1 pseudogene is annotated in these 768 nt (G+C 29.3%); it reads right to left on the bottom strand.

The features are described 5' to 3' along the window. Positions 1 to 768 (bottom strand): annotated as a pseudogene (locus HG1285_RS20180) (group 1 glycosyl transferase); the annotation flags it as partial.

Below are 768 nucleotides of genomic sequence, written 5' to 3'. Positions count from 1 at the left end.
TTATGTTTAAGTCTTGAATGTTATGGACAAATATTCTTGTTGCAAGTTTCAGTTGGTTTTTTATATTTGACAGACAGTATTTTTTTATGTCTGTGTATGTGCTGTGGAAGGTTATAAATATTGGTTTATTTAGTTTGTTTAGGTTTTGTAGTAGTTTTCCAAACTGGTTTGTATCAAAAAATGCAAAGTGGTGTTGGATTAAAATTGCGTCTGCATTTTTGTCTATAAAATTTGTTAGGTTTTTTATATCTGTATCTGATAGCCCAAAACTCCAAAGTCTGTTTATGTTTTTTTCTTCTTCTTGGTTTAGTATTTCTTCTTGTTGAATTTTATTTGCAATTTTTATTGGGTTTATAAAATCAGGTAGATTGTCTATTAAAAACTGAGAGTAAGTTGCTATTCCACATTTTGTGTTAAATGTGCTTATCCATGCAAGGTTTATTTTTTTGTCTAAAAATACAGGAAGACTATCTGCATATTTTATTGCTTCTTCTAGTTTATTTGCTACAGTTTCCCATGTAAATTTTGTTTTTATTAGATTATACGCATTTTCTACTTTTTGTTTAACTGTTTGTGAGTCTTTGTTTTTGTAAATGAAAAGCATTTTTTCTATAAGGTCTTCTTTTTTTGGATTTACCCAGTAGGAAAAAGGAGAGCTAACGTGGGATTTTGAAGGTTCAAAGGTGTAGTCTATTAAAAAGGCTGTATCTTCGTTGCAAAAGTAAGTTTGACCACTGTATCCTGTTGCAATTACAGGCTTTTTATAAA

The organism is Hydrogenivirga sp. 128-5-R1-1 (assembly GCF_000171895.1).
This window is presented reverse-complemented; position numbering and strand designations above follow the sequence as displayed.